This is a genomic window from Acidithiobacillus sp. (assembly GCF_027322205.1).
Lineage (GTDB): Bacteria > Pseudomonadota > Gammaproteobacteria > Acidithiobacillales > Acidithiobacillaceae > Acidithiobacillus.
Genome location: NZ_DAHVHY010000099.1, coordinates 1 through 4,987, shown reverse-complemented (window position 1 = coordinate 4,987; position 4,987 = coordinate 1). Strand labels below are relative to the sequence as shown.

Sequence of the window (4,987 nt, the reverse complement as noted above, 5' to 3'; positions counted from 1 at the left end):
CCGCCAGCGCCGCCGCGCCCAGGGGCAGCACATTCACCCGTCGCCGCGCATCGAGCAGACGCTGGGTATCGCGGTGGAACATCTCCACATAGGCCATGCAGTGGTGGCCGAAGCTGACCGGTTGGGCGACCTGCATGTGCGTCAGGCCGGGGAGGATGGTCTCGACTTCGCGCTCAGCGAGATCAATAAACACCTTTTGCAGATGCTGTAGCGCCTGGATGAGGTCATCCAGACAGCCGCGGGTATAGAGGCGCAGGTCGGTGGCCACTTGATCGTTGCGGGAACGACCGGTGTGAAGCTTCTTGCCGACCTCACCGATGATTTCCGTCAGGCGTGACTCGACGTGCATGTGGATGTCTTCCAGGGCATCGACAAAGGGGAGGCGGTTTTCGACAATTTCCTGCCGCACCTGCGCCAGCCCGGTGACGATGGCTTCCACCTCAGTCTCCGTCAGCACGCCCACCCGGCCCAGCATGCGCGCATGGGCCATGGAGCCACGGATGTCCTCCGCGTACAGACGGCGGTCCACCTGAATGGATGCCGTAAAGGCTTCCACCAGACTGTCGGTGCCCGCCGCGAAGCGCCCACCCCACAATTTTTCACTCATGCCTACACCTCCTGTCCTGCCCGCGACTATAGCGAAAAGGAGGCATTGTTCGCCAGCGTTCCTGGCCTGTTCACCCGATTTTTGGCATTCCCCTCCCGCTCTTGTTACAGTCCGGGAGACAGGCAGATTTGAGGGGTACGACGGATGGATGAGGCAAAACAATCTCATACCTGGCGCTGGCTGGTTGTGCTGGCGCTGGTACTGATCGTAGCGGTGGCATGGTTCTTCTGGTGGCAAAATCAGGAGGCCAGGGTACGAGCCAAAGCACCCGCTCAGGCGACTGCTACCGTACAACTGGTATCACCAACCGCTTCGACACAATCAGTGGCCAATTTCCCGGTAGGCAAGGCGGTCTCTCAGATTGGCACGCTGGAAGGTCCCATCAGCGGGCAGTGCGGCAATATCAAGTGGCACAATCTCAGTCCCGCCGACGTCGCCAATCTGCGTAAGCTTTGCCCGCCCGCGGCCGCTGCCCGATCCTGAAGTCACCCGCTTAACGTGACTGCGGCAAGATTATGCGTGCCTCCAGGCCGCCACCTGGGGCGTTGGCCAGGGAAAAACGCCCGTGATGGTAGGCCACGATCCGTTCGACGATGGCCAGCCCAAGTCCTACTCCGCCGCCCTTTCCGGCTTGTGCAAAAGGCGCACGCACGGTTTCCAGTTCAGTCTCCGCAATGCCTGGCCCGTGATCACGGATGCGGATCAGTACGCCGTCCGCGGTGGGTTCGGCGCTGACGTCTATGGGGGCGGCACCGTGGGACTGCGCATTGTCGATGAGGTTTTGCAGGGCGCGGGCCAGACCCACTTCCTGTATGGGCAGCTTCGGCAGATCCGCCGCAGGAGGGTGCCACACCACGCCAACCGGTTGGCGCAGAATGAACATTTTAAGCCAAAGACCCAGGTCAGTCGTTACCAGCGGCTCCTGCTCGCCACTACGGGCGTAATCCAGAAACTGGTGGATAACCTTATCCATCTCCTGAATATTGGCGATAATTTCGCCCCGGACCGCCTCCTCGGCCGGTAGAAATTCGGCGCTCAGGCGCATGCGGGTAAGCGGCGTGCGCAGATCATGAGAAACCCCCACCAGCACCATCTCCCGCTCTTTCCAGAGACGATGCAAATCGCGCAGGGTTTGGTTGAAGCGTTCGGCCAGGCGCCGCAAATCGGCCGGACCTGCCTCCGGCAGATCCGTCGGCGTATCGCCGCCGCGCAGGCGCGCCACTCCCTGCATGAGCCGGGTCAGAGGCCGGGTAACCTGGCGTACCGCCAGATACGCCCCCAGCCAGGAGAGCAGCAAAATCGCCGCCAGCTTGAACCAGGGCAACGGCAGCCCCGATGGATGGAGCATGGGCATGGCCAGTGCCAGGGTTGCGTCGGGCCGGGCTTGCAGCCAGAGCACCCGGCGCCGGCCGTCCATGCGTAGTTGTGCCTGTGGCCAGCCCATGCGGTGCAGCAGTTGCAGGGCGTTTGCCAGTACCGGCATACCGGGATTGCGGCCGCGCAGCGCACCGGCAGGAACGATGCGGAGCCCCTGGTGCACCAGTTCGGACGCCGTCGCCTGACGCTGGGCCGGGCTAAGCGTTTCGCTCAGGGTCAGAATTTGCGCCCAGTTCTGCGCCAGACGCTCGGCCTGCGGGTTGGCCTGATAGATATTGAAAAACCAGTACACCGCAAGCTGACTCAGCAGCAGCAACCCGGCGATGATGAAAAACATACGGGTAAACAGCGTATCCGGCCAGCGGCGCGCTTTTTTCATCCGGGTAAAACGCCTTCTTCCCTGGGCGTGGCATCCCCGCCGTCGGGTACCAGCACATAGCCCCTCCCCCAAACGGTCTGAATATAGTGTGGCTCACCAGGGTCGTCTTCGACGAGGCGGCGCAAGCGCGAGATAAACACATCAATACCCCGTGAACCCGGTGTGGCGTCGTCGTTGCCGTGGGTCATGGCCAGCAGACGGTCCCGCGAGAGCGGTTGCCAGGGATGACTGGCCAGCGCGTGCAGAATGGAAAACTCACTGTCGGTAAGGGAGATTTTCTCGTCATTCCGCCAGAGACTGCGGCTGCCGAGAGCGAGGCGGAAGGGTCCGAAAACAAGTACCCCCGGGGTTGGATCACAACTGCGCAGATCCTGACTGCGCCGCAGGACGGCACGGATACGGGCAACCAGTTCCTGCGGCTCAAAAGGCTTGGAAAGATAGTCGTCGGCGCCCACATCAAGGCCTTGCACCCGGTCGCTGAGATCACCGCGGGCAGTCAGCATGATGATAGGCAAATGCGGCTCCCGCACCCGCAGGCGCTGACAAATGCTGAAGCCGTCTTCGCCGGGCATGAGGACGTCCAGCAAGAGCAGGTCATAGTATTCCCGCTCCAATTGGCGATCCATCTGCACGCCGGAGGCGGCGGCGTGGACGACAAAACCCTGCCCCTCCAGGTAGCGCACCAGCATAGTGCGCAGCCGGGGGTCATCATCGACCAGCAGGATTTTGCCGCCCTCCGTCATTTACTTGCCCCAGTGTCCCCGCTTGGTTCCCATTTTTTTATACAACGCGGTAGCTTTCTGCCACTGCACCGGCGTCAGGATCTTGTGGAGATAATTCGCCTGCTGGATGCCATGTTCGAGCATCGTGGCATGATCCTTGAGGACCGCTTCCTGCAAGGGGACGATGGCACTGCCCGACTCACCATTCAGCAACGCATCACGCAATGCGGTGTTGTGGACCAGCATATCGTGACGCCAGACCGGCATGGCTTTTTCCTGCTGGGCACGCCAGTTTTTCAGATCCGTTTCCTGCGCGGGGGTCAGCTTGAGATCCACCGCATGCCGCCAGACGATGGGCATCAGCATGGGCACGGGTGCATTCCGCATCCAATCCCCCTTGCGCATGGGGCCATGCCGCCATCCCCCCGGACAGTGATGACCTTGCATCATGCCCAGCCCCATGGGGCCACCCTGCATGGCAGGCGGGGTCTCAGCACCTGCCGCAAAGGCGGGTACTACCGCCAGCGCCATCGTTCCAACCATCAATCCGGATACCACGTGCTTAAATTTTAACATCGCTCTGCTCCTCGTCACTCAAGGGGAAAGGTGTGCCCTTTCCGTAGGAGACAAGTTAGCGCGCCGCCCCGGCGGACGCCAGCAGCAAAGTGTCAAGAATTGTGAATAGCTAAGCCGAGAGTGGTTGCAGAACAGGCGGGGCGTAATGTATGAGGTACCGATGCTTCCATCGACACCCCTGAGTTACGCAGCCACCAAAACCACTTAGAACTGGTAGGCAATACCTGCGTCCATATTTAACAAGTTGGTACTACTTGAGGGTTCAAAAAACCCATATTTCAAAAGACCGCCCGTATAATTGAAGTGAGTGAGGCTCAGTCCACCATATAAATGCCATTGGCCGTAGGCTCGATAATCCACGTTCGCGGCAATTTTTTCCTGACCACTGGTGTCAAAAGAAGCAGAACCGAGAATTCCATTGTGGATATGTGGGGTCATACCTCCACCAATCATCGCCAAACCCTCTAAGTTAGCCCCGATTACAAACCGAGGATTGATCGCATATTGAAACATAACACCAGCGCCAATGAGGCCGGAATGATAGTCTTCAATATATCCATAAGGCCCTTGGAGGTCTCGATTCCAGCTCTGATATCCACCAGCTACATATGGTGTAAGCATCATATCATTAGACAGCGAGAACCCCTTCCCCAGGCGAGCTGTCGCGCGATTTGTAGTTGCGTTATCCGTGCCATCGTAGGGAGTACTCCCTACCGATCCCTTGTAAGCGATGCTACCGGAACTGAATTGATAGTGTATAGCAAAATACATATTGCTAGGCATACTCTCGAAATAATCACCCATCAGACTGTACTTCACAGCAAAACCTGGCATCCAACCTGACTCAATATCTGAAGGAACCGCAGTGATATGTTCCTGATAATTCATCAAAGTGCCTGTCGCCGCGATGCCCACTTCATTATTGACAGCAACGATAGGATTCTGATCGACAAAGGGGGCACCATCGGCGAATGCCGACGTCGAGCAGAAAACCAAGCCTGCAGCGGTAAGCGTAGAGATTGCTATTTTATTGATTTTAATCATGCCGTCATCCTCTTGGCTGGCTGAACAAAATGAACAATTACCAAAATGGCATCCATTCTAGGACCATTCAGAGAGTTGCCCAAATCTTAATATAGAACAAGACGACGCTTCCGCAAGGCCCGCCCGTAACATTTCGCAACAATTTCCTCCGGCGCCACATCTTCCTTGTGACCCCGCTTTCCGGGAGAATGGCGGCTCCACTGCCGAGGAACCTGAGCGTGCCCCCCAAAGCGCTATTGCTGGCTGTCTGTACCGTTTTCTGCGTGGCTCAAGGCGGGCTGG

At 58.5% G+C, this 4,987-nt stretch carries 6 protein-coding genes; 1 reads left to right on the top strand and 5 read right to left on the bottom strand.

The features are described from left to right. The coding region (locus M7F93_RS11020) for a lyase family protein (protein ID WP_298173349.1) at positions 1–607 on the bottom strand (607 nt) is incomplete at its 3' end. A gap of 144 nt (positions 608–751) precedes the next feature. Here M7F93_RS11020 and M7F93_RS11015 point away from each other — a divergent pair. Further along, positions 752–1,090 carry a hypothetical protein gene (locus M7F93_RS11015; RefSeq protein ID WP_298173346.1) on the top strand — a complete coding sequence of 113 codons (339 nt, stop codon included), beginning with the start codon at positions 752–754 and terminating at the stop codon, positions 1,088–1,090. Positions 1,091–1,100: 10 nt separating this feature from the next. Here M7F93_RS11015 and M7F93_RS11010 read toward each other — a convergent pair whose 3' ends face one another. From M7F93_RS11010 to M7F93_RS10995, 4 genes are all read right to left on the bottom strand, one after another. Beyond that, positions 1,101–2,363 (bottom strand): ATP-binding protein, encoded by a 1,263-nt coding sequence (locus M7F93_RS11010; RefSeq protein WP_298173344.1) that lies wholly within the window; start codon positions 2,361–2,363, stop codon positions 1,101–1,103. Continuing rightward, entirely contained in the window at positions 2,360–3,106 is a 747-nt protein-coding gene (locus M7F93_RS11005; protein ID WP_298173341.1) for a response regulator, read from the bottom strand. Before M7F93_RS11005 ends, M7F93_RS11010 begins: the two co-directional genes overlap by 4 nt. Beyond that, the gene (locus M7F93_RS11000; RefSeq protein WP_298173338.1) at positions 3,107–3,661 is read right to left on the bottom strand and encodes a Spy/CpxP family protein refolding chaperone; all 555 of its coding nucleotides are present in this window, start codon (positions 3,659–3,661) and stop codon (positions 3,107–3,109) included. Positions 3,662–3,865: 204 nt separating this feature from the next. Beyond that, positions 3,866–4,705: a hypothetical protein gene (locus M7F93_RS10995; protein WP_298173335.1), complete on the bottom strand. Its 840-nt coding sequence runs from the start codon at positions 4,703–4,705 to the stop codon at positions 3,866–3,868. Positions 4,706–4,987: the final 282 nt, after the last annotated feature.

Coding starts and splice junctions, on each gene's coding strand:
- M7F93_RS11015 (WP_298173346.1), top strand. CDS start 752: ATGGATGAGGCAAAACAATCTCATACCTGGCGCTGGCTGGTTGTGCTG.
- M7F93_RS11010 (WP_298173344.1), bottom strand. CDS start 2,363: ATGAAAAAAGCGCGCCGCTGGCCGGATACGCTGTTTACCCGTATGTTT.
- M7F93_RS11005 (WP_298173341.1), bottom strand. CDS start 3,106: ATGACGGAGGGCGGCAAAATCCTGCTGGTCGATGATGACCCCCGGCTG.
- M7F93_RS11000 (WP_298173338.1), bottom strand. CDS start 3,661: ATGTTAAAATTTAAGCACGTGGTATCCGGATTGATGGTTGGAACGATG.
- M7F93_RS10995 (WP_298173335.1), bottom strand. CDS start 4,705: ATGATTAAAATCAATAAAATAGCAATCTCTACGCTTACCGCTGCAGGC.